This window comes from Pseudomonas putida, from assembly GCF_026625125.1.
Taxonomy (GTDB): domain Bacteria; phylum Pseudomonadota; class Gammaproteobacteria; order Pseudomonadales; family Pseudomonadaceae; genus Aquipseudomonas; species Aquipseudomonas putida_X.
Genome location: NZ_CP113097.1, coordinates 4,551,673 through 4,576,118 on the forward strand (window position 1 = coordinate 4,551,673; position 24,446 = coordinate 4,576,118).

At 61.8% G+C, this 24,446-nt stretch carries 21 protein-coding genes; 3 read left to right on the forward strand and 18 right to left on the reverse strand.

Annotation, left to right across the window (positions count from 1 at the left end):
• Positions 1 to 23: 23 nt before the first annotated feature.
• Positions 24 to 359: a phage holin family protein gene (locus OSW16_RS20965; RefSeq protein ID WP_267818186.1), complete on the reverse strand. Its 336-nt coding sequence runs from the start codon at positions 357 to 359 to the stop codon at positions 24 to 26.
• Between the two features lie 235 nt (positions 360 to 594).
• A complete protein-coding gene (locus tag OSW16_RS20970) occupies positions 595 to 1,341 on the reverse strand; it encodes a LexA family transcriptional regulator (protein ID WP_267818188.1) in 747 nt (248 codons plus the stop codon).
• Between the two features lie 138 nt (positions 1,342 to 1,479).
• On the opposite strand from OSW16_RS20970, the gene mutS reads away from it, so the two are divergent.
• Both mutS and fdxA read left to right on the forward strand, forming a co-directional pair.
• A complete protein-coding gene (mutS, locus tag OSW16_RS20975) occupies positions 1,480 to 4,053 on the forward strand; it encodes a DNA mismatch repair protein MutS (RefSeq protein WP_267818190.1) in 2,574 nt (857 codons plus the stop codon).
• A 140-nt stretch (positions 4,054 to 4,193) separates the two neighbouring features.
• Complete coding sequence (gene fdxA / locus OSW16_RS20980; RefSeq protein ID WP_054891051.1) at positions 4,194 to 4,517, forward strand: ferredoxin FdxA; 324 nt, start codon at positions 4,194 to 4,196, stop codon at positions 4,515 to 4,517.
• 504 nt (positions 4,518 to 5,021) lie between these two features.
• On the opposite strand, the gene rpoS is transcribed toward fdxA, so the two are convergent.
• The 8 genes from rpoS to OSW16_RS21020 all read right to left on the reverse strand — a co-directional run bounded on the left by rpoS (position 5,022) and on the right by OSW16_RS21020 (position 12,251).
• Entirely contained in the window at positions 5,022 to 6,029 is a 1,008-nt protein-coding gene (gene rpoS / locus OSW16_RS20985) for an RNA polymerase sigma factor RpoS (protein WP_241804432.1), read from the reverse strand.
• 108 nt (positions 6,030 to 6,137) lie between these two features.
• Positions 6,138 to 6,995: a peptidoglycan DD-metalloendopeptidase family protein gene (locus OSW16_RS20990; RefSeq protein WP_267824074.1), complete on the reverse strand. Its 858-nt coding sequence runs from the start codon at positions 6,993 to 6,995 to the stop codon at positions 6,138 to 6,140.
• A gap of 185 nt (positions 6,996 to 7,180) precedes the next feature.
• A complete protein-coding gene (locus tag OSW16_RS20995; protein ID WP_161872020.1) occupies positions 7,181 to 7,819 on the reverse strand; it encodes a protein-L-isoaspartate(D-aspartate) O-methyltransferase in 639 nt (212 codons plus the stop codon).
• A 38-nt stretch (positions 7,820 to 7,857) separates the two neighbouring features.
• A complete protein-coding gene (gene surE / locus OSW16_RS21000) occupies positions 7,858 to 8,607 on the reverse strand; it encodes a 5'/3'-nucleotidase SurE (RefSeq protein WP_012315875.1) in 750 nt (249 codons plus the stop codon).
• A complete protein-coding gene (gene truD, locus OSW16_RS21005; protein WP_267818195.1) occupies positions 8,595 to 9,653 on the reverse strand; it encodes a tRNA pseudouridine(13) synthase TruD in 1,059 nt (352 codons plus the stop codon). Before truD ends, surE begins: the two co-directional genes overlap by 13 nt.
• Positions 9,650 to 10,123 carry a 2-C-methyl-D-erythritol 2,4-cyclodiphosphate synthase gene (ispF, locus tag OSW16_RS21010; protein WP_241804430.1) on the reverse strand — a complete coding sequence of 158 codons (474 nt, stop codon included), beginning with the start codon at positions 10,121 to 10,123 and terminating at the stop codon, positions 9,650 to 9,652. Before ispF ends, truD begins: the two co-directional genes overlap by 4 nt.
• 152 nt (positions 10,124 to 10,275) lie before the next feature.
• The gene (gene fghA / locus OSW16_RS21015; protein WP_267818198.1) at positions 10,276 to 11,130 is read right to left on the reverse strand and encodes an S-formylglutathione hydrolase; all 855 of its coding nucleotides are present in this window, start codon (positions 11,128 to 11,130) and stop codon (positions 10,276 to 10,278) included.
• Between the two features lie 8 nt (positions 11,131 to 11,138).
• The gene (locus OSW16_RS21020) at positions 11,139 to 12,251 is read right to left on the reverse strand and encodes an S-(hydroxymethyl)glutathione dehydrogenase/class III alcohol dehydrogenase (protein WP_241804428.1); all 1,113 of its coding nucleotides are present in this window, start codon (positions 12,249 to 12,251) and stop codon (positions 11,139 to 11,141) included.
• Between the two features lie 107 nt (positions 12,252 to 12,358).
• Here OSW16_RS21020 and OSW16_RS21025 point away from each other — a divergent pair, with 107 nt between their 5' ends.
• Positions 12,359 to 13,255 (forward strand): LysR substrate-binding domain-containing protein, encoded by an 897-nt coding sequence (locus OSW16_RS21025; RefSeq protein ID WP_267818200.1) that lies wholly within the window; start codon positions 12,359 to 12,361, stop codon positions 13,253 to 13,255.
• Positions 13,256 to 13,289: 34 nt separating this feature from the next.
• On the opposite strand, the gene ispD is transcribed toward OSW16_RS21025, so the two are convergent.
• The 8 genes from ispD to rnhB all read right to left on the reverse strand — a co-directional run bounded on the left by ispD (position 13,290) and on the right by rnhB (position 24,446).
• Positions 13,290 to 13,997 (reverse strand): 2-C-methyl-D-erythritol 4-phosphate cytidylyltransferase, encoded by a 708-nt coding sequence (gene ispD, locus OSW16_RS21030; RefSeq protein ID WP_267818202.1) that lies wholly within the window; start codon positions 13,995 to 13,997, stop codon positions 13,290 to 13,292.
• Positions 13,994 to 14,275, reverse strand: a complete 282-nt coding sequence (gene ftsB, locus OSW16_RS21035) for a cell division protein FtsB (RefSeq protein ID WP_012315882.1) — start codon at positions 14,273 to 14,275, stop codon at positions 13,994 to 13,996. The genes ispD and ftsB overlap by 4 nt, the downstream gene beginning before the upstream one ends.
• A gap of 162 nt (positions 14,276 to 14,437) precedes the next feature.
• On the reverse strand, positions 14,438 to 15,727 hold the full coding sequence (gene eno / locus OSW16_RS21040; protein ID WP_012315883.1) for a phosphopyruvate hydratase: 1,290 nt from the start codon (positions 15,725 to 15,727) through the stop codon (positions 14,438 to 14,440).
• Between the two features lie 195 nt (positions 15,728 to 15,922).
• Positions 15,923 to 17,551, reverse strand: coding sequence for a CTP synthase (locus tag OSW16_RS21045; protein WP_241804425.1), 1,629 nt, complete (start codon positions 17,549 to 17,551; stop codon positions 15,923 to 15,925).
• Positions 17,552 to 17,820: 269 nt separating this feature from the next.
• The gene (gene tilS / locus OSW16_RS21050; RefSeq protein ID WP_267818206.1) at positions 17,821 to 19,101 is read right to left on the reverse strand and encodes a tRNA lysidine(34) synthetase TilS; all 1,281 of its coding nucleotides are present in this window, start codon (positions 19,099 to 19,101) and stop codon (positions 17,821 to 17,823) included.
• Between the two features lie 54 nt (positions 19,102 to 19,155).
• Positions 19,156 to 20,103, reverse strand: coding sequence for an acetyl-CoA carboxylase carboxyl transferase subunit alpha (gene accA, locus OSW16_RS21055; protein ID WP_241804423.1), 948 nt, complete (start codon positions 20,101 to 20,103; stop codon positions 19,156 to 19,158).
• A 105-nt stretch (positions 20,104 to 20,208) separates the two neighbouring features.
• On the reverse strand, positions 20,209 to 23,733 hold the full coding sequence (dnaE, locus tag OSW16_RS21060) for a DNA polymerase III subunit alpha (protein WP_267818209.1): 3,525 nt from the start codon (positions 23,731 to 23,733) through the stop codon (positions 20,209 to 20,211).
• 89 nt (positions 23,734 to 23,822) lie between these two features.
• The gene (gene rnhB / locus OSW16_RS21065; protein ID WP_046788313.1) at positions 23,823 to 24,446 is read right to left on the reverse strand and encodes a ribonuclease HII; all 624 of its coding nucleotides are present in this window, start codon (positions 24,444 to 24,446) and stop codon (positions 23,823 to 23,825) included.

The window sequence follows — 24,446 nt, forward strand, 5'->3', positions numbered from 1 at the left end:
ACTTTCGCATGCACATCCTTCATTCACTCATCGCTCGACGCGTTTTCACGCAAGCCCAGCCGCCTGATCGCCCAGCACTCATAAAGGCGCATGGCAACATCGGCGCCACCTACCGCGGTCAGGCAACCAAATGCGCTGGCCGCCCAGATCGACAGGCCGCCGGCATAGAGCAACATCACCGTCGAAACGCCGCAGACGATACAGGCGCCGGAGCGCAGCGCCAGTCGTCGCAGCAGCGACCAACCGGTGGCGCCCGCCTTGTCGGCCCGCCACATTTCGCCGCTGAGGCCGCCCAGCGATGCCAGGACGATCACCAGCCAGAGCGGCATCTCCAGTAACACTTGGTGCTCGTTCGTCACTGCCCTGTCTCCCGTGTGATGCCCACCGGCATCCGCGCTGCCGGCGTAATAAAGGTCTAGCCCGACCTGAGACACAATCTATGCGTACATGCATATGCAGTCAATGCATTTATTCATTGAAAAGTAAGCTCGGCTTTGCTGATACGCATGAAGGTCTCTGCTCATCAGGCCTGTAGGACTGTTCACCAGGCGAAAAAAAACCCGCCAAAGCGGGTTTTTCTGAAAAAACGCCTGGTCAGCGGGCGTACATGCCCCACCAGAACACATGACCGAGCAAGCTGATCTGCTCCTCCTGCAACTGCAGGAAGCTGTAGTCTTCATCAGGGTGCTCGTCGCGATTGAAGCTGCGCAGGCGGATACCCGTGGGCAACCGATAAACCTGCTTCACGCGCAATTGGCCATTGTGGTTGATGGCGTAGAGATCGCCATCGATGATGTCACCGATCGAGCACTTGCCGGTATTGACACCGACCGTCGCCCCATCTCGCAGCACCGGTAGCATGCTGTTGCCGCGCACGGTCACGCACTTGGCCTGGTCGAACTGCACGCCGTTATGGCGCAGGCTGCGCTTGCCGAAGCGCAGGCGAGCGCGCTCGCTTTCCTCGATGACGAATCTTCCTGATCCTGCTGCCAACTCGACCTCACGGAGAAAGGGTACTGACACCTCGTCGTCCTCGACGGGCGTTTCATCATCCCACAGGCTGATGTCACTGAGGTCAGCATGGCCGTGTGCGGGCACGGCGGCTTCGCGTGAGGCGCCAAGTTCCGCGCGGCCGCGCAGCTGTTCAGTGCTGACGCCGAAATAGTCGGCAATTTTCGACACGTGCTTGTCCGAGGGATCGACGATCTTCTCGCTGAGGATCCGCGACAAGGTGGACTGAGGCACGCCCGTGCGCCGATGCAGCTCTGTAGGGGACAGGCCGTGGCGGGCGAGCAGTTCTCTGAGTACGGTAGCTACATTGCGTTTTTGCATAGCGTGCATAATGCAGCGCCGCCGCAGGAAATGCAATCGATGCAGCCGGGTGCAAAGGCGCTCGCCCGCCGCCTGCATCTCGGCCGAAAAGCCTGTACCATTGCCGGTTTCACAATCGCCAACCAGATACCCGCTGTAAGGCCCTGAATGTCTGATCTTTCCGCACACACCCCGATGATGCAGCAGTACTGGAAGCTGAAAAACCAGCACCCGGACCAGCTGATGTTCTACCGCATGGGCGACTTTTACGAAATCTTCTATGAAGATGCGAAAAAAGCCGCAAAACTGCTGGATATCACCCTGACCGCGCGCGGTCAGTCTGCCGGCCAGTCGATCCCCATGTGCGGAATTCCGTTCCACTCGCTGGAAGGCTACCTGGCCAAGCTGGTCAAGCTCGGCGAGTCGGTGGTGATCTGCGAGCAGATCGGTGACCCCGCCACCAGCAAGGGCCCGGTGGAGCGTCAGGTGGTGCGCATCATCACCCCAGGCACCGTCAGCGACGAAGCGTTGCTCGATGAGCGCCGCGACAACCTGATTGCCGCACTGCTGGGGGACGAGCGCCTGTTTGGCCTGGCAGTGCTGGATATCACCAGCGGCAACTTCAGCGTGCAAGAGATCAAAGGCTGGGAAAACCTGCTGGCCGAGCTTGAACGCATCAACCCTGTCGAGCTGCTGATCCCCGACGACTGGCCCCGCGACCTGCCGGCCGAGAAACGTCCGGGCGCACGCCGACGTGCCCCTTGGGACTTCGACCGCGACTCGGCACGCAAGGCGCTGTGCCAGCAGTTCGCAACCAAAGACCTCAAGGGCTTTGGTTGCGACAAGCTGACCCTGGCCATCGGCGCCGCCGGCTGCCTGCTGACCTACGCCAAGGAAACCCAGCGCACCGCCCTGCCCCACCTGCGCAGCTTGCGCCATGAGCGCCTGGACGACACCGTGATCCTCGACGGGGCCAGCCGTCGCAACCTGGAACTGGACATCAACCTGGCAGGCGGCCGCGACAATACCTTGCAGTCGGTGATCGACCGCTGCCAGACCGCAATGGCCAGCCGGCTGCTGACCCGTTGGCTGAACCGGCCGCTTCGCGACCTCAAGGTCTTGCAGGCGCGCCAGGATTCGATTCGCTGCCTGCTCGATGGCTACCGCTTCGAAAAACTGCAGCCCCAGCTCAAGGAAATTGGCGATATCGAGCGGATCCTCGCCCGTATCGGCCTGCGCAATGCCCGCCCGCGGGATCTGGCACGCTTGCGTGATGCCCTCGGCGCCCTGCCCGAACTGCAGAACGCCATGGCCGAGCTGGAAGCCCCACACCTGGCGCGCCTGGCGGCCATCACCGGCACCTACCCGGAACTGGCCAGCCTGCTGGAGCGGGCGATCATCGACAACCCGCCAGCGGTTATCCGCGACGGCGGCGTACTCAAGGCCGGCTACGACAACGAGCTGGACGATCTGCTGGCGATCAGCGAAAACGCCGGCCAGCTCCTGATAGACCTCGAAGCCCGCGAGAAGGCCCGCACCGGGCTTGCCAACCTGAAAGTCGGCTACAACCGGGTGCACGGCTACTTCATCGAATTGCCGACCAAGCAAGCCGAACAGGCCCCGGGCGACTACATTCGTCGCCAGACCCTCAAAGGGGCCGAGCGCTTCATCACGCCGGAGCTCAAAGCGTTCGAGGACAAGGCGCTGTCGGCCAAGAGCCGTGCCCTGGCCCGCGAGAAGATGCTGTACGACGCGTTGCTCGAGACACTCATCAGCCACCTCGCACCGCTGCAGGACAGCGCTGCGGCGCTGGCCGAGCTGGACGTGCTGAGCAACCTGGCCGAGCGGGCGCTGAACCTGGACCTGAACTGCCCGCGTTTCGTCGAGGAACCTTGCCTGCGCATCGAGCAGGGGCGCCACCCGGTGGTCGAACAGGTACTGACCACGCCGTTCGTAGCCAACGACCTGGGCCTGGACAACAGCACCCGGATGCTGATCATCACCGGCCCGAACATGGGTGGTAAATCCACCTACATGCGCCAGACCGCACTGATCGTGCTGATGGCGCACATCGGTAGTTTCGTTCCGGCGGCCAGCTGCGAACTGTCGCTGGTCGATCGCATCTTCACCCGTATCGGCTCCAGCGACGACCTGGCAGGAGGCCGCTCGACGTTCATGGTCGAGATGAGCGAAACCGCCAACATTCTGCACAACGCCACTGACCGCAGCCTGGTACTGATGGACGAGGTCGGCCGTGGCACCAGCACCTTCGACGGCTTGTCGCTGGCTTGGGCGGCTGCCGAGCGCCTGGCGCAGCTGCGTGCGTACACGCTGTTCGCCACGCACTACTTCGAGTTGACCGTCCTGCCGGAAAGCGAACCGCTGGTGGCCAACGTCCACCTGAACGCTACCGAACACAACGAGCGCATCGTGTTCCTGCACCACGTGCTGCCTGGCCCCGCCAGCCAGAGCTACGGCCTGGCCGTGGCGCAACTGGCGGGCGTGCCGTCGCCGGTCATCCAGCGTGCGCGCGAACACCTTGGGCGGCTGGAGACCAGCAGCCTGCCCCACGAACAACCCGTGTCGAAAAAAGCCAAGGGCGAGCCACAAGCACCGCACCAGAGCGACCTGTTCGCCAGCCTGCCACACCCGGCCATCGAGAAGCTGGGCAAGCTGGACCTGGACGACATGACCCCGCGTCAAGCTATCGAAATGCTATATCAACTAAAGAACCTGTTATAACGGCGTCCACTACAAGCTGGTAGAATCCGCCGCGGTTTGCTGGTGCTGCAGGTTATTAGCCTGGCCTGCAGCCACATGCCCGTAAACCGCGCGGCCCTGAGAGGAAGGGCCGCCGCCGTTGCCTGAGGAGAGAACTAGAAATGACCTTCGTCGTCACCGACAACTGCATCAAATGCAAATACACCGACTGCGTGGAAGTCTGTCCGGTGGACTGCTTCTACGAAGGCCCGAACTTCCTGGTCATTCACCCGGACGAGTGCATCGACTGTGCACTGTGCGAGCCTGAATGCCCGGCCCAGGCCATCTTCTCGGAAGACGAAGTGCCTGCGGGCATGGAGAACTTCCTTGAGCTCAATGCCGAGCTGGCGGAGATCTGGCCGAACATCACTGAGCGTAAGGATCCCCTGCCTGACGCCGAAGAGTGGGATGGCAAGCCCGGCAAGATCGCCGATCTGGAGCGTTAATCGCCCGGATACGAAAAAGGCCCGCAACGGGCCTTTTTTCATTTTCTGCGGGCGAAAAAAAGGGGCGGTTTGACCCGCCCACATTTTTTTCCGTAGTCCCTGCTTGTCCTGAACATCGTCCTGATGAATCGCGTCTTGCGATGTCCTTGGCGCTCTTCCTGAACGCCTGTGCATGTCCGTGTGCACAGTTCGAATACTAACGACTTCTGGAGGCCAGGCAACCGCGAACCCTCACAAGACATTGCCGTGGACACATTTCCACATATCCAAAAAGTTCAATTATTTCAGCGGCTTGAGAAAAAATCGGATCTGGAAACGACAATGATTTACTGGCTGTTACGTGTATGGCTTACACAACAAGTAAGCAAAGGCTTACACGCAGTGCATCAGGGGTAGCAAGTTACATATTCCTCGTACTCAGCTAACGGCCGGCCGCCATGGCCTGCGCACCAAACGAAAACGCCCCGAGGTCATCGGGGCGTTTTGCATACTGGCATTGAATGCTTACTGGAACAGTGACTCACTGGACAAGCCATTCTTCTCCAGGATCTCACGCAGGCGCTTGAGGCCCTCTACCTGGATCTGCCGCACCCGCTCACGGGTAAGGCCGATTTCGAGGCCTACATCCTCCAAGGTGCTGCTCTCGTGCCCCCGTAGACCAAAACGGCGTACCACCACCTCGCGCTGCTTGTCGGTGAGCTCGCCCAGCCACTGATCGATGCTCTGAGACAGGTCGTCATCCTGCAGCAGTTCGCACGGGTCGGTCGGCCGATCGTCGGTGAGTGTATCGAGCAGGGTCTTGTCCGAATCTGGCCCGAGCGAAACATCCACCGACGATACCCGCTCGTTAAGACCAAGCATGCGCTTGACCTCGGCAACGGGCTTTTCCAGCAGGGTGGCAATCTCTTCGGGGGAAGGCTCGTGGTCGAGCTTTTGGGTCAACTCCCGCGCCGCACGCAGGTAGACGTTGAGCTCCTTGACGACATGGATCGGCAGGCGAATGGTGCGGGTCTGGTTCATGATCGCCCGCTCGATGGTCTGGCGGATCCACCACGTCGCGTAGGTCGAGAAACGGAAACCGCGCTCTGGGTCGAACTTCTCGACTGCTCGAATCAACCCCAGGTTGCCCTCCTCGATCAGGTCAAGCAAGGACAGGCCGCGATTCACGTAACGGCGGGCGATTTTCACGACCAGGCGCAGGTTGCTTTCGATCATGCGCTTGCGCCCGGCTGGATCGCCCTTCTGCGACAAGCGCGCGAAGTGCACTTCCTCTTCCGGCGAAAGCAGAGGCGAGAAACCAATCTCGTTGAGGTACAACTGGGTGGCATCGAGCGCCCGGCTGTAATCGATATATTTATGCTGCTTGAGCGTAGAGCCTGATTTAGCCTTGGTCCGAACCGACGGTACAGCAGGTTCGTCTGACACCACATCCGTTTCCAAAACGATGCCCGTCTCCATCAGGAGCACGTCATCGTCGATGTCAAACTCCGGCGCTTCTTTATTGAGAGCCATTGTTATAGTCCTTTGCTGAGTTCGAACTCAGACTCGAGCGGCGCCTGCATCCCTGGCATCGCTGGAGCCTCTCCCCTCTACCTCAGAGGAACAGGCCGGGAACAACAATCAACGACGTGGCAGGAACTGGAGTGGATCGACGGGTTTGCCCTGGCGGCGAATCTCGAAATGCAGCTTCACCCGATCAGTGCCCGTGGACCCCATTTCAGCAATCGACTGCCCTGCCTTGACCTGCTGCCCCTCCCGAACCAACAGCCTGCGGTTGTGACCGTAGGCACTGACGTAGGTATCGCTGTGCTTGATGATGATCAGTTCGCCGTAGCCCCGCAAGCCACTCCCGGCGTAGACCACCGCACCATCAGACGCAGCAAAAACAGGCTGTCCCAAATCACCGGCGATATCAATGCCTTTATTCAAACTACCGTTTGAAGCGAATTTTCCAATCAGCACGCCATTTGCAGGCCAGGTCCAACCGCCCACCGCGCGCTCTGCGGCGGGCACCGTGGTAACCACCGGAGTAGGCGTGGTTCGCGTTGTTGGCGTCGTTTTCCCGCCGCTGGCGGGGGTCGTGATAGGTTGTCCAACAGGCCGACGAATGACCGTCGTCTTGCTCGAAGAAGAGGGGCTGGACACCACTGTGGTACTGCCGGTAGCGCCGCTGCTGAAGCGGATCGCCTGACCTGGCCGGATGGTGTAAGGCGCAGAGATGCCATTGCGGGCTGCGAGCTCCTTGTAGTCCCAGCCGTAGCGAAAGGCAATGGAGAACAACGTATCGCCAGGCTTGACCACATACTGGCCCGAGGTCACCGTCGGCCGCTTGGGCGCCGCATTGCTGCGATCGACCACGCGTGCGCCGCCTGAGCCGGTGCTTGAGCAACCAGTCAGCAGGGCGCCCATGGCCAGTGCAATCACCAGAAGCTTGAAACTCAACCAATCCCTGCGCTGCCGAATGACTGTGTGCCCCACCCGCGCTCCCCTCATGGTGCCGAAAATCGAAAATACGCAAAGAAATGCAATAATGTTGCAATTATAACCGAGTGCGACTGTATTGGCAGGCTCGGCCACAGGCTCGGTAAAGAGCCGGGATGCCCCGCCAGATAGACAGGGCAATGCGGCAAGAATTCGTCGCCAGCACAAATATTCCCTGCAGCTCAGGCCACCGGGCCATTGAGCAACGGTACGAAGCGCACGGCGCCCAGTACGCGGCGGGAGAAGCCTTGCTCCTCACGCACGATCAGCATCAGCTGCTGGACTTCGCCAGCAGGGCCTACCGGGATGACCATTCGCCCCCCGGGAGCCAGCTGGTCGAGCAGTGCCTGTGGCACTTCTGGCGCCACGGCGGTAACGATGATGCCGTTGTAGGGAGCCAGCGCCTGCCAGCCGTCGCACCCATCCCCCCAACGGAACACCACGTTGCGCAGGTTCAGTTCGACCAGGCGTTCTTTGGCACGGTCCTGCAGCACCTTGATGCGCTCTACCGAAAATACCCGCTCCACCAATTGGGCAAGGATGGCCGTCTGGTAACCGGACCCGGTACCGATCTCCAGCACCTTGTCCAGCGGCCCGGCCTCCAGTAGCAGCTCACTCATGTGTGCAACCATGAAAGGCTGGGAGATGGTCTGATTGTGCCCGATCGGCAGCGCAGTATCTTCGTAGGCACGATGGGCCAGGGCCTCATCGACGAACAGATGGCGCGGCGTACGGCGGATGGCATCGAGCACCTTGGGGTTCGATACGCCCTCTTCGCACAGGCGCTGGATCAGCCGCTCGCGGGTACGCTGGGAAGTCATACCGATACCCCGGCGCTGCAGATCGTCCTGTTCGCGCATCAGAGCACGCCCTCCAGCCAACCATGAAGCTGCTCGAAAGCATCGTTGAAGGTGCGGTCCAGTTGCAGCGGGGTGATCGACACATAACCTTGCATCACCGCGTGGAAGTCGGTACCCGGCCCACCGTCTTCGGCATCACCGGCCACGGCAATCCAGTAACCTTCCTTGCCACGCGGGTTGACCACCTTGGTCGGTGCCGCCGCCCGCGCCCGGTGACCGAGACGGGTAACCTGTATGCCACGGATGTGTTCAAGCGGCAGGTTGGGAATATTGACATTGAGGACCGTACGCGGCGGCAGTTCCAGGCGTGACTGCGCCTCGACCAGGCGGCGGGCGATGAACGCGGCGCTCGGCAGATTGTCGGGCAGACGCGACAGTAATGAAAATGCCAACGAGGTACCGCCGAGGAAGCGCCCCTCCAGCGCGGCCGCGACCGTGCCGGAATAGATCACATCATCACCCAGATTGGCACCGAGGTTGATCCCCGATACCACCATGTCCGGTGTTTCCGGCAACAGGCCATTGAGCCCCAGGTGCACGCAATCGGTAGGCGTGCCATTGAGGCTGATGAAGCCGTTGGCCAGGGTTTGCGGGTGCAACGGCCTGTCCAGCGTCAGCGAACTGCCGGCGCCGCTCTTGTCTTGGTCCGGGGCGATCACCACGCACTCGGCATAATCCACCAGCGCACCGTGTAGCGCGGCGAGGCCAGGTGCCGTAACACCGTCGTCATTCGAAATCAGAATACGCATGGGCTGTCCGTCTGCCCTGCCGGCACCAGATCGACGAGTTCGCGCACCACCACGGTGGCGAAGCATCCGGCCGGAAGGACGAATTCCAGTTGCAGGTTATCAGGCTCCGGATAATGCCACGTAAGGCCGCCAATAGGGAGCCGCAGGATGCGCCGTTCGTGACTCATGCCTGCATTGGCCAGCCATTGGCACAGCGATGCATGCTGCTCGCCTATCGCCGTCTCCAGTGCCAAGGCCGCGCCGGCCGCAGGAGACGGGCCTTCGCCCCACATTGGCCCGGTAGGATGCAAGTCCAGAATGGCCAAGCGGGGGTCTGAACATTCCAGTTCACCCGCCGAAAAAAAACTACGGCTATCGGTGAATGCCAGCAGATCACCGACTTGGGCCTGCTGCCAGCTACCGTCAGCAACACGGGCGGCCAGGACCTGGTTGAACAGGTAGCTGCGGGCAGCCGAGAGCAACCGCGAACGCACGTTGCGCTGCTCGGGCAGGGCTTTGCGGGCAGCCCAGTGCTGGGCATCCTGGACGTTGCCGCCGCCATGCCCGAAACGCTGGCCGCCGAAGTAATTCGGCACACCCTGCTGCTTAAGCGTCTGCAGGCGGGCATCGAGGGCCGCATGATCAGCCGCCAGCGCCCTGAGGCGCAGGGTGAAGCCATTGGCCGAATGGGCGCCGCGCTGCAGCTTGCGCTGGTGGCGCACCTGTTTGAGCACACGCAGGGTGGCATCTTCGGCACGCGACAGGTCAGGGTCTGCCTTGCCCGGCAGGTGCAGGCTGAACCACTGGCGCGTCAGGGCCTGGCGATCCTTGAGGCCGGCATAGCTGATCGAGCGCACCGGCACGCCTGCGGCCCGCGCCAGGCGGCGGGCAGCTTCTTCGGTGTTGAGGTCACGCTTCTCCACCCACAGCCATAGGTGCTCCCCTTGGCCCGAGAGCGGGATGTCAAGCACCTCGTCGACCTGGAAATCTTCGGCCACAGCCTTGAGTATCGCGGTGCCCAGGGGTTGGCCCGATGCGCGCGGGCCCAGCAGTTCCATTTCGGTCATGCTGGCAGCAGCAGGGCGACCGCGTGCACGGCAATACCCTCCTCGCGGCCAGTGAAGCCCAGTTTTTCGGTGGTGGTAGCCTTGACGTTGACCTGGTCGAGCTCGACCTGCAGGTCCTCGGCGATCCGTTGCCGCATGGTTTCGATATGCGGGGCCATTTTCGGCGCCTGGGCAACGATGGTGGCGTCGACATTACCGACTTTCCAGCCTTTGGCCTGGACGATGCCGACCACATGGCGCAGCAGCGCACGGCTGTCGGCACCCTTGAATTGGGGATCGGTATCGGGGAAGTGCTTGCCAATGTCACCCAGCCCCGCCGCGCCAAGCAAGGCATCGCTCAGGGCATGCAGCAGCACGTCACCGTCGGAATGGGCCAGGAGGCCGTATTTGTGGGGGATACGCACCCCACCCAGGGTAATGAAATCACCGTCGCAAAAACGGTGCACATCGTAGCCGTGGCCAATACGCATAGAAAAACGCCCTGATTGAGTCAGGGCGTGATTCTACCTGCATTTGCAGCTGCAAGCTGCAAGCTACGAGCCGCAAGCCAAAAGCAGGCGCTGCGCCAACCGCACTGCCTTGCAGCTTGCAGCTTGCAGCTTGAAGCTTGAAGCTTGCCCCCCTACCCCCGCCCAAGTGCCACGGCGTGATGGCGCAGATGCTCATCAATGAAGCTGGCGATGAAGTAATAGCTATGGTCATAGCCAGGTTGCAGCCGCAGGTCCAAGGCATGCCCCCCTTTGCGGGCCGCCTGCTCCAACGCTTCAGGCTTGAGCTGCTTGGCCAGGAAGTCGTCACGATCGCCTTGATCGACCAGCAATGGTGGGCATTGGCCCGCTGGCGTCTCGGCAAGCAGCACACTGGCATCCCACTCACGCCAGCGCGCCCGGTCTTCCCCTAGGTAACGGCTGAACGCCTTTTCACCCCAAGGGCAATCCATCGGATTGCTGATCGGAGAAAACGCCGATACCGAGCGATAGCGCCCCGGGTTGCGCAGGGCGCAGACCAGCGCGCCGTGCCCACCCATGGAGTGGCCACTGATGCTGCGCTGACCCGAGGCCGGGAAGTGCGCTTCGATCAGCTCTGGCAGCTCCTTGACCACATAATCGTGCATGCGGTAGTGCTGCGCCCAAGGCTGCTGGGTGGCGTTGAGGTAAAAGCCGGCGCCCAGGCCGAAGTCCCAGGCACCGTCAGGGTCGCCTGGCACCTGCTCGCCACGCGGGCTGGTATCGGGCGCGACGATGATCAGGCCAAGCTCGGCGGCCAGGCGCTGGGCGCCGGCCTTCTGCATGAAGTTCTCGTCGGTGCACGTCAGGCCGCTGAGCCAGTACAGCACGGGCAGCTTTTCGCCCTGTTCGGCCTGCGGCGGCAGGTAAACGGCGAACACCATGTCGCAACCCAGCACCTTGGAGTGATGCCGGTAACGCTTGTGCCAGCCGCCGAAGCTTTTCTGGCAGGAGATGTTATCCAGGCTCATGGCTCACCTCAGAAGTGGATCACGCTGCGGATGCTCTTGCCTTCATGCATCAGGTCGAACGCCTTGTTGATATCCTCCAGGCCCATGGTATGGGTGATGAAGGTATCCAGCGGAATCTCGCCCTTCTCGGCCATTTCCACGTAGCTTGGCAGTTCGGTACGGCCGCGTACGCCACCGAAAGCAGACCCGCGCCAGACGCGACCGGTCACCAACTGGAACGGGCGAGTGGCGATTTCCTGGCCAGCGCCGGCAACGCCGATGATCACCGACTCACCCCAACCCTTGTGGCAGCATTCCAGGGCCGCGCGCATCAGTTGCACGTTGCCGATACATTCGAACGAAAAGTCCACGCCACCATCGGTAAGGTCGACGATCACTTCCTGGATCGGGCGATCGTACTCTTTCGGGTTGATGCAGTCGGTGGCACCCAGCTGGCGAGCGATCTCGAACTTGGCTGGGTTGATGTCGATGGCGATGATGCGCGAGGCCTTGGCCTTGACCGCACCGATGATCGCTGAAAGGCCGATGCCGCCCAGGCCGAAGACGGCGACGGTGTCACCGGGTTTGACCTTGGCAGTGTTCAGCACCGCACCGATGCCGGTGGTGACGCCGCAACCTAGCAGGCAGACCTTTTCCAGCGGCGCTTCCTTCTGGATCTTGGCGACGGAAATTTCCGGCAGCACGGTGTACTCGGAGAAGGTCGAGGTGCCCATGTAGTGGAACAGCTGCTGGCCCTTGTACGAGAAACGGGTGGTGCCGTCCGGCATCAGTCCTTTGCCCTGGGTGGCCCGTATGGCCTGGCACAGGTTGGTCTTGCCCGAGCGGCAGAATTTGCACTGACCACACTCTGGGGTATACAGCGGGATCACGTGATCGCCGACCGCCACGGAGGTGACGCCCTCACCTACCGCCTCGACGATCGCGCCACCTTCATGGCCCAGAATCGACGGGAAGATACCTTCCGGGTCGGCACCCGACAGGGTATAGGCATCGGTGTGGCAAACGCCGCTGGCGACCACGCGCAGAAGCACTTCGCCAGCCTTGGGCATGGCTACGTCCACCTCGACGATTTCCAGCGGTTTTTTAGCCTCGAAGGCTACAGCGGCACGGGACTTGATCATCAACGTTCTCCAGACAAAGGGTCAGTTCAGGCAGGCAGTGTAATTCAGCTTGTTTTGATGAATAATCGTGGCCAAGACAAAACATTATTGCTGTATAGGGACAATCCATGACCAGCCGCTGGGAGGGCATCGATGAATTCGTAGCGGTGGCCGAATTGGGCCAATTCACGGCTGCAGCCGAACGCATGGGCGTATCGTCGTCGCATATAAGCCGGCAAATCGCCCGCCTGGAGGAGCGCCTGCAAACGCGCCTGCTGTATCGCAGTACGCGCCGCGTGACCCTGAGTGAAGCCGGGCAGACATTCCTGCAACATTGCCAACGCCTGCAGGATGGCCGTGAAGAAGCGCTGCGTGCCGTAGGCGATCTGGCCAGCGAACCCAAGGGGCTACTGCGCATGACCTGCGCGGTGGCTTATGGCGAGCGCTTCATCGTGCCGCTGGTGACGCGCTTCATGACGCTGTATCCACAGTTGCGGGTCGAGGTGGAGTTGAGCAACCGCACGCTGGACCTGCTGCACGAAGGCATGGACCTGGCGATTCGTCTGGGACGCCTTGCCGATTCAAGGTTGGTGGCGACGCGCCTGGCGCCTCGGCGCATGTATCTGTGCGCTTCACCCGCCTACCTTGAACGCTACGGCCGTCCGCACAGCCTTTCGGAATTGGCCCGGCACAACTGCCTGGTGGGCAGCTCGGACCTGTGGGCGCTGCAACAGGACGGCCGCGAGATCAGCCAGCGGGTGCAGGGCAACTGGCGGTGCAACAGTGGCCAGGCGGTGCTGGATGCCGCTTTGCTGGGGATGGGGCTGTGCCAGTTGCCGGATTACTACGTGCTGGAACACCTCAACAGCGGCGCGCTGGTGTCGTTACTGGAGGCGCATCAGCCGCCCAATACGGCGGTGTGGGCGCTGTATCCGCAGCAGCGCCACCTGTCGCCCAAGGTCCGGCGGCTGGTGGACTATCTCAAGGAAGGGTTAGCGGGGATGCCGGAGTACCGAACGGTCTGACAGTTTGCCGGGGCCGCTTTGCGGCCCGGTAATCTCAACGCCGCCCCGCCCACCGCTGGCGGAGCCACTCCAGGTCTTCCGGGCGGGTCACCTTGATGTTGTCGCTGCGCCCCTCGACCAGCCGCGGCGCCTGGCCGGACCACTCGATGGCCGAAGCTTCATCGGTGACCACCACATCGGACACCAGGCACTCGGCCAACGCTCGGTGCAAAGCACCAAGACGGAACATCTGAGGCGTGAAGGCCTGCCAGATGGTACTGCGATCCACGGTCGCACTGACCCGGCCATCGACATCGGCGCGCTTTAGCGTGTCACGCGCAGGCACCGCCAGCAGCCCGCCAACAGGGTCATCCGCCAACTGCGACAGCAGACGGTCGAGATCGGTGCGTGCCAGGTTTGGCCGCGCCGCATCGTGCACCAGCACCCAGTCAGTGTCCGGCGCACCTTGGGCATGCAACAGCAACAACGCGTTGAGCACCGAGTCGGCACGCTCACGCCCACCTGGCGCACGCTGGATGCGAGGATCGCTGGCGCAGCGCAAGCCAGGCCAGTAAGGATCATCTGCAGCAATGCTGACCACCACGCCCTTGAGCGTCGGATGGCCAAGAAAACAGTCGAGGCTATGCTCGAGAACGGTCTGCCCGCCCAATTGCAAATACTGCTTCGGGCGGTCGGCAGCCATGCGGGCACCTACACCCGCAGCAGGAATCACGGCCCAGAAGGCCGGTAGGGTTTCGATCATTTTTGCGGCAGCTGGAAGAGGGTTTCACCCTCTTTGACCATCCCCAGTTCGTGACGAGCCCGTTCTTCAACGGTCTCCATACCTTTTTTCAATTCCAGGACCTCGGCATAGAGCACGCGATTACGCTCCAGCAGCCGCTCGTTTTCGGCATGCTGCTCGTCGATCTGCTGCTTGAGCTCAGCCACTTGCGCCAGGCTGCCGTTACCCACCCACAGGCGGTACTGCAGGCCACCAAGCAGCAGGAGCAGGACAAGGAACAACCAATAGGGACTGCGCATCAAGGTATCCAGGTTAAAAAGACCGCCGCGAAAAGGCAGACCTCAAATAGCACGAAGCCTGGCCGAGGCCAGGCTTCGTCGACAGAAACCCGCATCATGTGTCAGAAATTTCAGTATGAAAGTTCCGACAGCTTCGGCTGCTGTCTTTTTACCATCTCTTGCTTAGCCGCGAAACTCGGCGCGACCGCGGTAAACCGCTTTGGCGCCCAGTTGTTCTTCGATGCGCAGCAGCTGGTTGTACTTGGAGACGCGGTCGGAACGGCACAGCGAGCCAGTCTTGATCTGGCCAGCGGCGGTACCCACAGCCAGGTCGGCAATGGTCGAGTCTTCGGTTTCACCGGAGCGGTGCGAGATCACGGCGGTGTAGCCAGCGGCCTTGGCCATCTGGATGGCTTCCAGGGTTTCGGTCAGCGAGCCGATCTGGTTGAACTTGATCAGGATCGAGTTACCGATGCCCTTCTCGATGCCTTCCTTGAGGATCTTGGTGTTGGTCACGAACAGGTCGTCACCGACAAGCTGGACCTTCTCGCCGATCTTGTCGGTGAGAATCTTCCAGCCCGCCCAATCGGACTCATCCAGGCCGTCTTCGATCGAGATGATCGGGAAGCGCTCGGTGAGGCCTTTCAGGTAATCGGCAAAGCCTTCGGCGTCGAACGACTTGCCTTCGCCAGACAGGTTGTACTTGCCGTCTTCGTAGAATTCGGAGGCCGCGCAGTCGAGGGCCAGGGTCACGTCGGTGCCCAGCTTGTAACCGGCTTTTTCCACGGCTTCAGCGATAGCGCCCAGGGCGTCTTCGTTGGAAGCCAGGTTCGGCGCGAAGCCACCTTCGTCACCCACTGCAGTGTTCAGGCCACGGGCCTTGAGCACAGCCTTGAGGTGATGGAAGATCTCGGTGCCCATGCGCAGGCCATCAGAGAAGGTCTTGGCGCCAACCGGCTGCACCATGAACTCCTGGATGTCGACGTTGTTGTCGGCGTGCTCGCCACCGTTGATGATGTTCATCATCGGAACCGGCATCGAGTACTGACCTGGGGTGCCGTTCAGGTTGGCGATGTGCGCGTACAGCGGCAGGTCCTGGTCCTGGGCAGCAGCTTTCGCGGCAGCCAGGGAAACCGCCAGGATGGCGTTGGCGCCCAGCTTGGCCTTGTTCTCGGTACCGTCCAGTTCGATCATGGCGCGGTCCAGGGCCTTCTGGTCGGAAGGGTCCTTGCCCAGCAGCAGGTCACGGATCGGGCCGTTGATGTTGCCAACGGCTTTCAGCACGCCCTTGCCCATGTAACGGCTCTTGTCGCCATCACGCAGCTCCAGCGCTTCGCGCGAGCCGGTGGAAGCACCGGACGGCGCGCAAGCGCTGCCGATGATGCCGTTGTCGAGCAGTACATCGGCTTCCACGGTGGGGTTGCCACGCGAATCGAGAACTTCACGACCTTTGATGTCGACGATTTTTGCCATTGTTGTAAGCACTCCAGAATTGACGAAAACAACGCAGCTTTAGGAAATTCTTGCCTTGCACCAGGCGTAAATGCAGCAGGCAGGCCTGGCAGAAGCAGCCCCTGACCTGTGGGTCAGGGGCAGAACGGACGGTACTTTACCCGAGAAATGAGCGTTGCGCGGTTTATACCGTCGGAAAACTCACCCAGCCTGGGCTCAGGCCTTGTTCTTCTGTGCCAGGGCAGCCTTGACGAAGCCACTGAACAGCGGGTGGCCATCACGCGGAGTCGAGGTGAACTCCGGGTGGAACTGGCAGGCGACGAACCACGGGTGGTCCTTGGACTCGACCACTTCAACCAGCGCACCGTCTTCGGAACGACCCGAGACCACCAGGCCGGCATCGACCAGTTGCGGCAGCAGGTTGTTGTTCACTTCGTAACGGTGGCGATGGCGCTCGGTGATCACGTCCTTGCCATAGCAGTCATGTACCTTGGAGCCGGCTGCCAGTTGGCAATCCTGCGCGCCCAGGCGCATGGTGCCACCCAGGTCGGAGGCTTCGGTACGGGTCTCGACGGCGCCGGTGGCATCGGCCCACTCGGTGATCAAGCCAACGACCGGGTGGCCGCTGTTGCGATCGAACTCGGTGGAGTTGGCGTCTTGCCAGCCCATCACGTTACGGGCGAACTCGATCACGGCAACCTGCATGCCCAGGCAGATACCCAGGTACGGCACCTTGTTCTCACGGGCATACTGCACCGCGGTGATCTTGCCTTCCACGCCACGCAGGCCGAAACCGCCCGGTACCAGGATGGCGTCTGCGCCTTCGAGCAGGCTGGTGCCCTGGTTCTCGATATCTTCGGAATCGATGTAGCGCAGGTTGACCTTGGTGCGGTTGGTGATGCCGGCGTGGCTCATCGCTTCGATCAGCGACTTGTACGCGTCCAGCAGCTCCATGTATTTGCCGACCATGGCGATGGTCACTTCGTGCTCAGGGTTGAGCTTGGCGTCGACCACCTTGTCCCACTCGGACAGGTCGGCGCTGCTGCACTGCAGGCCGAAGCGCTCGACGACGAAATCATCCAGGCCCTGGGCATGCAGAATGCCTGGGATCTTGTAGATGGTGTCGGCGTCTTCAAGGGCAATCACCGCACGCTCTTCAACGTTGGTGAACTGGGCGATCTTGCGGCGCGACGAGCTGTCGATCGGGTGGTCGGAGCGGCAGACCAGTACATCAGGCTGCAGGCCGATGGAGCGCAGCTCCTTGACCGAGTGCTGAGTCGGCTTGGTCTTGGTCTCACCAGCGGTGGCGATGTACGGCACCAGCGTCAGGTGCATCAGCATCGCGCGCTTGGCGCCGACTTCGAAGCGCAACTGGCGGATCGCCTCGAGGAACGGTTGCGACTCGATGTCGCCCACGGTGCCACCGATTTCCACCAGGGCCACGTCGGCATCGCCGGCGCCCTTGATGATGCGGCGCTTGATCTCGTCGGTGATATGCGGGATGACCTGGATGGTCGCGCCAAGGTAATCACCACGACGCTCTTTGCGCAGCACGTGCTCGTAGATGCGGCCGGTGGTGAAGTTGTTGTTCTGGGTCATGGTCGTGCGGATGAACCGCTCGTAGTGGCCCAGGTCGAGGTCGGTCTCGGCGCCGTCGTGGGTGACGAATACTTCACCGTGCTGGAACGGACTCATGGTGCCAGGATCGACGTTGATGTACGGATCCAGCTTGAGCATGGTGACCTTTAGCCCCCGCGCTTCCAGGATGGCCGCCAGGGAAGCCGAGGCAATGCCTTTCCCCAATGAAGAAACAACACCGCCCGTGACGAATATGTAGCGCGTCATGAAAAACCCTAGAAGTCTGCGTTAAGGCGGCCAGCGCCGCCGGAGAAAGCGAAGGAAGGCCGAAGCCCCCGATCACCTGCGTCAATCACAGTGCATCTCGAAAAACTGCCGCGCCTGTACAGACCAGGGTCATCCCCGGCATGGAGTTCGCTCGTCATTTCCAGAATCAGCCCAGCAAAAAACTGCGTGGTAATCGGCAACTGCCGTGTTTCCGAGGAACGCACAGAAGTTGTATCAAGAAGGGAGGGTAGTCTACCGGAATGTACCCTTCAGCTCAAACCTTGCGCGTTCGTCGGAGGCTGCCAGTGAAGCTGGCAATCGGCCTGCGCCAGTCGCGGCAGATTGGCCACTGCCAGCAAGCGCTCGCCACGATACAGCAATGGCAGGCGCGGTCGCACGAAGTGCGGGACGTGCGTTTCGTTGAGCAGGCGCTTGAGGTCGCGCTTGCCACGGCCTGGTATGTCCAGCACTTCCCCGCCCTGGCGATAGGCGATGCGCAAATCGCCTTCCGGGGCGCCCTGCAGGCTGACGCTGCCGTTCCCGGGCAATGGCAACGGGCTACCGGGCTTGTCCCAGCGCAGCGTTCCGCACACAGGCTGCAGCCAGTCGCCAGACAACCACCAGATCCGTCCATGGCTGCGCTCGAGTTTGCCATCGGTCAGCTGCCAGGCAGGTTGGGCATCGATTGCCGCATCACGCAGAGCCGCCCAACCGGCCCAATGCCGGGTGTCGGGCAAACGGGTACGCAAGCTCAACCAATACTGCAGGGCGTTGCGCTGACGGGCCGGCGACAGCGCCGCCAGGCTCGCAAGGTCAAGGGAGTCCACCGCAGACCACATGGCCGGCGCGCCCTCCTGGGCCACGGCCAGGTCAGCCTGGGCCAGTTCATCGAGCAGCCCGAGCGCCTCCCCCAGGTGCCCGGCGGTGCGAGCCAGGGCCTGGCTGGCCTGCGGCCAACGCTGCTGCAGTAGCGGGAACACCTCAGCGCGCAAGAAATTGCGGGCAAAGGCCCTGTCTGCGTTGGACGGGTCTTCGGCCCAGATCAGCCCATGGCTTTGTGCATAGTCATGCAACTGCACACGTGAAACGTTGAGCAGCGGCCTGACCAGGTGGCCGCGCCCCAACGGACGCTGTTGCGGCATCGCCGCCAGACCACGCAGGCCGGCACCACGCAGAAGCCGGAACAGCAAGGTTTCGGCCTGGTCATCACAGTGCTGCCCCGTGAAAAGAACGTCGCCCGCGCCGAGCACGGTCTCGAATGCCGCATACCGAGCATCGCGCGCAGCCTGCTCCAGGCTCGCCTCGGCAGCGACCTGAACGTGGATGACGGTGAGTTCGATCCCGAGCCGTTCGCACACTGCGGTGCAATGGCTTGGCCAGGCATCGGCGGCGGGTTGCAGGCCGTGGTGAATGTGGATGGCATGGAGCGGAGGCGTTGCATGGATGCTGGCGTAGTCGGCCAGCCAGTGCAGAAGGACCGTGGAGTCGAGGCCACCGGAGAAAGCGATGTACCAGGCAGGGGCATTGAGCCAAGGGGTGAGGTTGATCATTGGCGCCTCACGCGACTTGAAAGCGTGGGGGCGCTTGGCGCCCCCAGTGGTGCATCAGAGGCCGTAGCTCATCAGGCGCTCATAACGACGGGCCAGCAGCGTGTCGTTATCGAGCTTGCCGAGCATGTCCAGCTGCTGAACCAGGTCAGCGCGAATGCTTTCGGACATCTGCGCCGGGTCACGGTGGGCACCGCCCAGCGGTTCCTCGATGACCTTGTCGACGATGTTCAGGCTTTTCAGGCGCTCGGCGGTGATGCCCATGGCCTCGGCAGCGTCGGCGGCCTTGTCGGCGGTTTTCCACAGGATCGAGGCGCAACCCTCCGGCGAGATCACCGAGTAGGTGGAGTACTGCAGCATGTTCAGCTGGTCGCACACACCGATGGCCAGTGCACCGCCGGAACCACCTTCACCGATGACGGTGGCGATGATCGGCGTCTTCAGGCGCGCCATGACACGCAGGTTCCAGGCGATCGCTTCGCTCTGGTTGCGTTCTTCCGCGTCGATGCCTGGGTATGCACCCGGGGTGTCGATGAAGGTCAGGATCGGCATCTTGAAGCGTTCGGCCATTTCCATCAGGCGGCAAGCCTTGCGGTAGCCTTCAGGGCGCGGCATGCCGAAGTTGCGGCGAACCTTTTCGCGCACTTCACGGCCCTTCTGGTGGCCGATGACCATGACCGGCCGGCCATCCAGGCGCGCGGTACCACCGACGATGGCGGCATCGTCGGAGAAGTGACGGTCGCCGTGCAGCTCTTCGAACTCGGTGAAGATGTGCTCCAGGTAGTCCAGCGTGTACGGACGACGCGGGTGACGGGCCAGGCGGGCGATCTGCCAGCTGGTCAGGTTGCCGAAGATGCTTTCGGTCAGAGTGTTGCTCTTGTCTTGCAGACGGGCAATTTCATCGCTGATGTTCAGCGAGTTGTCGTTACCCACCAAACGCAGCCCTTCGATCTTGGCTTGCAGGTCGGCAATCGGCTGTTCGAAATCGAGAAAATTCGGGTTCATAGTCATCCGTCTTGGGTCTACGGCCAGGCGGCCGGCCGGTTGATCCGTTTGGCGCCCTACCTTAAGGGATCAGGCGCATTCAGGTCGAGATTAAATTTCGTCGGTTCAACGATATTGCAGGAAGACGTTCTCACGCCCGAACTGGTCACGCAGCGCCTGAATCAAGCCATCGGCCGGGTCGATCGACCACTGGTCGCCGAACTGCAGCATCGCCTTGGCGTCGCTGCCGGTGTACTCGAGGGTGATCGGGCAACCACCGCGATGGCGGGTGATCAGCTCGCCCAGCCAGTTCAGGCGGTCGCCCTTGAGGGCATCGTGGGTGATCTTCAGCCGCAGGCTCTCGGCAAGCTTGGTACGGGCATCTTCCATGGTCATCACCTGCTTGACGCGCAGGCGCAGGCCACCGGAGAAGTCGTCGTTGCTGACCTCACCCTCGACCACGACCATGGCATCGTTCTGCAACAACGCCTGAGCGCCCATGAAGGCATCGGCGAACAATGAGGCTTCGATGCGCCCGGAGCGGTCATCGAGGGTGACAAACCCCATCTTGTCGCCCTTCTTGTTCTTCATCACCCGCATCGCAATTATCATCCCGGCGATCGTCTGCGTTTCGCGGGAGGGTTTCAGGTCGATGATGCGCTGGCGGGCGAACCGGCGGATTTCCCCTTCATACTCATCGATCGGGTGGCCGGTGAGGTACACGCCAAGGGTATCCTTCTCGCCCTTCAGGCGCTCCTTGAGCGTCAGTTCACGCACCTTGCGGTGGTTGGCGTAGACATCGGAGTCCGCCTCGACGAACAGCCCGCCGAACAGGTCCACGTGGCCGCTATCAGCGGTGCGTGCGGTCTGCTCTGCAGCCTTGATCGCCTCTTCGAGGGCCGACAGCAAGGTCGCGCGATTGATGTCGATACTGGCGTGGTACGCCTTGATCTCATCATGGAAGTGCGGGCCCAGCCGATCCAGTGCGCCACTGCGGATCAGCGCATCGAGTGTACGTTTGTTCACCCGCTTGAGGTCGACCCGCTCACAGAAGTCGAACAGATCCTTGAACGGGCCACCCTGGGCGCGTGCCTCGACAATCGCCTCCACCGGGCCTTCACCCACGCCTTTGATAGCGCCAAGGCCATAGATGATGCGGCCGTCGTCATTGACCGTGAACTTGAACTCCGAGGCATTCACGTCCGGGGCATCGAGGCGCAGCTTCATGCTGCGCACTTCTTCGATCAGCACCACCACTTTGTCGGTGTTGTGCATGTCCGCTGACAACACCGCGGCCATGAACGGCGCCGGGTAATGAGTCTTGAGCCAGGCGGTCTGGTAAGACACCAGGCCGTAGGCCGCCGAGTGGGACTTGTTGAAGCCGTAACCGGCGAACTTTTCCACCAGGTCGAAGATGTTGCCGGCGAGGTCTGCATCGATGTTGTTGGCCACACAACCCTCGATGAAACCGCCGCGCTGCTTGGCCATTTCTTCAGGCTTTTTCTTACCCATGGCACGGCGCAGCATGTCGGCGCCGCCCAGGGTGTACCCCGCCATGACCTGCGCAATCTGCATCACCTGCTCCTGATACAGGATGATGCCGTAGGTCGGCGCAAGAACAGGCTTGAGGCCTTCGTACTGGTAGTCCGAGTGTGGGTAGGCAAGTTCGGCGCGGCCGTGCTTGCGGTTGATGAAGTCGTCCACCATGCCCGATTGCAGGGGGCCTGGGCGGAACAACGCCACCAGTGCGATGAGGTCTTCCAGGCAGTCAGGCTTGAGCTTTTTGATCAGCTCTTTCATGCCCCGCGACTCGAGCTGGAACACCGCCGTGGTTTCGGCCTTCTGCAGCAACTCGTAGGTCTTGCGATCGTCCAGCGGGATGAAGTCGATGTTGACGTCGGGCAGGTTGTTCTTGGCCTGCTCGCGGTTGATCGTCTCCATGGCCCACTTGATGATGGTCAGGGTACGCAGGCCAAGGAAGTCGAACTTGACCAGGCCGGCGGCCTCGACATCGTCCTTGTCGAACTGGGTCACCAGGCCGCCGCCCTCTTCGTCACAGGCGATCGGCGAAAAATCGGTGAGCTTGGTCGGGGCGATGACCACACCACCGGCGTGCTTGCCGGTACCACGGGTGACACCTTCGAGCTTGAGCGCCATTTCCCAGATTTCGCGGGCGTCTTCGTCGCCCTTGAGGAAGTCGCGCAGGATCTCTTCCTGCTCGTAGGCCTTCTCCAGGGTCATGCCCACTTCGAACGGGATCATCTTCGACAGACGGTCAGCCAGGCCATAGGACTTGCCTTGCACCCGCGCCACGTCGCGTACCACCGCCTTGGCGGCCATGGTCCCGAAGGTGATGATCTGGCTGACCGCGTTGCGCCCGTAGGCGTCGGCCACGTAGTCGATCACCCGGTCCCGGCCATCCATGCAGAAGTCGACGTCGAAGTCGGGCATGGAAACACGTTCAGGGTTCAGGAAACGTTCGAACAGCAGGTCATAGGCCAGAGGATCGAGGTCGGTGATCTTCAGTACGTAGGCCACCAGCGAGCCGGCACCCGAACCACGGCCAGGGCCTACCGGCACGCCGTTGTTCTTGGCCCACTTGATGAAGTCCATAACGATCAGGAAGTAACCGGGGAAACCCATCTGGATGATGATGTCCAGTTCGAATTTCAGGCGGTCCAGATAGACCTGGCGCTTCTCTTCGTAATTGGGCGTGGTCTCCTTGGGCCAGAGCACTGCCAGGCGCTCCTCCAGGCCTTCGTGCGAGACATGGCGCAAGTAGTCGTCGATGCCCATGCCATTGGGCGTGGGGAAATCCGGCAGGAAGTACTTGCCCAGCTGTACCTGTATGTTGCAGCGCTTGGCGATCTCGACGGTGTTGGCGATGGCGTCGGGCAGGTCGCTGAACAGCTCGGCCATTTCATCCGCGCTTTTGAGGTACTGCTGGTCGCTGTACATGCGCGGGCGACGCGGGTCGTCCAGGGTCCAGCCTTCACCGATGCACACCCGGCTTTCGTGGGCGTCGAAGTCCGATTGCTTGATAAAGCGCACATCATTGGTGGCCACCAGCGGCGCGCCGACCTTGTCGGCCAGGGCCACTGCAGCGTGCACGTACTCTTCGTCACCGGCACGATTGGTGCGCTGCACCTCGACGTAAAACCGCTCGGGGAACATGCCCATCCAGTCGTGTAGCAGCGCCTCGGCCTCAGTGGCACGGCCGGCCATCAGCGCCATACCGATATCGCCCTCCTTGCCAGCAGACAGGGCAATCAGGCCTTCGCTGGCCGAGGCGACCCATTCACGCTGAAGAATCACCAGGCCATTGCGTTGGCCGTCAGTCCAGCCTCGGGAGATCAGCTCGGTAAGGTTGCGGTAACCCTTGGGGTTCATCGCCAGGAAGCAGATACGCGACAGCGGCGCTTCAGGGTCGACACCGGCCAGCCACAGGTCAGCACCGCAGATCGGCTTGATGCCCGCGCCCATGGCGGTCTTGTAGAACTTCACCAGCGCACACATGTTGCTCTGGTCGGTGATCGCCACCGCGGGCATGTTCATCCCGGCCAGCGCCTTGGCCAGCGGTTTGATCCGCACCAGGCCGTCGACCAGCGAGAATTCGGAGTGGACGCGCAGGTGAACGAAGGGAACCGACATGGAAGATCCTGTAGCAGTGCTGAACGACAAAGGCGGGATTGTAGCGTAAAAGCGAGGGGGGGTTGGGGACGCAAGGCGTCCCCAACAGGCTAGATCAGAGAATCGGTAATGCCTTCACGGGCTTCCCAAGCGGCCCGTACCGGCGCAAAGGAACGCCGATGGATGGGGGTGGGCCCGAGGCGGGCCAGGGCTTGCAGATGTACCGGCGTCGGGTAGCCCTTGTGCCCGCCAATCCCGTACCCCGGATAAATCAGCTCGAATGCGCTCATCTCCCGATCGCGGGTCACTTTGGCCAGGATCGACGCTGCAGCGATGGCCGGCACTTGGCTATCGCCCTTGATGACCGGAGCAGCCGGCACCGACAGCTTGGGGCAGCGGTTACCGTCGATCAGAGCGAGCCTGGGAGTAACGCTCAGGCCTTCGACCGCACGCTGCATGGCCAGCATGGTCGCTTGCAGAATATTGAGGCGGTCGATTTCCTCCACTTCGGCGCGGGCAATGCAAAAACTCAGGGCTTTCGCACAGATCTCGTCGAACAGCGCTTCGCGCTTGGCTTCGGTGAGTTTCTTCGAATCGTTGAGGCCGAGGATCGGCCGCGCCGGGTCAAGAATCACCGCCGCTGTGACAACGGCGCCGCACAGTGGGCCGCGCCCGACTTCGTCGACGCCGGCAACCAGGTCCTCGACCAGGTTGAAATCCAGTCCTATCTGCAT

Coding starts and splice junctions, on each gene's coding strand:
- OSW16_RS20970 (WP_267818188.1), bottom strand. CDS start 1,341: ATGCACGCTATGCAAAAACGCAATGTAGCTACCGTACTCAGAGAACTG.
- mutS (WP_267818190.1), top strand. CDS start 1,480: ATGTCTGATCTTTCCGCACACACCCCGATGATGCAGCAGTACTGGAAG.
- fdxA (WP_054891051.1), top strand. CDS start 4,194: ATGACCTTCGTCGTCACCGACAACTGCATCAAATGCAAATACACCGAC.
- rpoS (WP_241804432.1), bottom strand. CDS start 6,029: ATGGCTCTCAATAAAGAAGCGCCGGAGTTTGACATCGACGATGACGTG.
- OSW16_RS20995 (WP_161872020.1), bottom strand. CDS start 7,819: ATGACTTCCCAGCGTACCCGCGAGCGGCTGATCCAGCGCCTGTGCGAA.
- surE (WP_012315875.1), bottom strand. CDS start 8,607: ATGCGTATTCTGATTTCGAATGACGACGGTGTTACGGCACCTGGCCTC.
- truD (WP_267818195.1), bottom strand. CDS start 9,653: ATGACCGAAATGGAACTGCTGGGCCCGCGCGCATCGGGCCAACCCCTG.
- ispF (WP_241804430.1), bottom strand. CDS start 10,123: ATGCGTATTGGCCACGGCTACGATGTGCACCGTTTTTGCGACGGTGAT.
- fghA (WP_267818198.1), bottom strand. CDS start 11,130: ATGAGCCTGGATAACATCTCCTGCCAGAAAAGCTTCGGCGGCTGGCAC.
- OSW16_RS21020 (WP_241804428.1), bottom strand. CDS start 12,251: ATGATCAAGTCCCGTGCCGCTGTAGCCTTCGAGGCTAAAAAACCGCTG.
- OSW16_RS21025 (WP_267818200.1), top strand. CDS start 12,359: ATGACCAGCCGCTGGGAGGGCATCGATGAATTCGTAGCGGTGGCCGAA.
- ispD (WP_267818202.1), bottom strand. CDS start 13,997: ATGATCGAAACCCTACCGGCCTTCTGGGCCGTGATTCCTGCTGCGGGT.
- ftsB (WP_012315882.1), bottom strand. CDS start 14,275: ATGCGCAGTCCCTATTGGTTGTTCCTTGTCCTGCTCCTGCTGCTTGGT.
- eno (WP_012315883.1), bottom strand. CDS start 15,727: ATGGCAAAAATCGTCGACATCAAAGGTCGTGAAGTTCTCGATTCGCGT.
- OSW16_RS21045 (WP_241804425.1), bottom strand. CDS start 17,551: ATGACGCGCTACATATTCGTCACGGGCGGTGTTGTTTCTTCATTGGGG.
- tilS (WP_267818206.1), bottom strand. CDS start 19,101: ATGATCAACCTCACCCCTTGGCTCAATGCCCCTGCCTGGTACATCGCT.
- accA (WP_241804423.1), bottom strand. CDS start 20,103: ATGAACCCGAATTTTCTCGATTTCGAACAGCCGATTGCCGACCTGCAA.
- dnaE (WP_267818209.1), bottom strand. CDS start 23,733: ATGTCGGTTCCCTTCGTTCACCTGCGCGTCCACTCCGAATTCTCGCTG.
- rnhB (WP_046788313.1), bottom strand. CDS start 24,446: ATGCAGATAGGACTGGATTTCAACCTGGTCGAGGACCTGGTTGCCGGC.